Genomic DNA, 324 nt, shown 5'->3' with positions numbered 1-324 from the left:
CTTCATATTCAGGTTTGTTGTTACACACATAACTAATGAGTGTAGAAATTGGTGCGTCGTTATAAATTGGTTTGCTTAGATAGGCGTTCATACCGGCAGCCAAGCACTTTTCTTTATCTCCTTGCATTGCATTGGCTGTCATCGCAATGATCGGAATGTCGGTGTAGAACTGTCCAGCTTTGCCATCGCGAATAGCTCGAGTGGCTTCATAGCCGTCCATTTCGGGCATTTGACAATCCATAAGGATTAAAGTGTGTGGGGTATTGGCGGTGGTTTGTATCAAACTGCTAATTGCTTCCAGGCCATTGCCAGCGACATCCGCGT

General features: G+C 45.4%; 1 protein-coding gene. It reads right to left on the bottom strand.

The window, feature by feature from the left end; all coding sequences use genetic code 11:
- Positions 1 to 324 (bottom strand): response regulator (locus A3766_RS09465; RefSeq protein WP_156508829.1); only part of this gene is annotated, 324 nt, incomplete at both ends.

The sequence above is a fragment of the Oleiphilus sp. HI0132 genome (assembly GCF_001635845.1).
The sequence above is the reverse complement of the archived record's forward strand: the minus strand, read 5'-3'. Positions and strand labels throughout refer to the sequence as shown.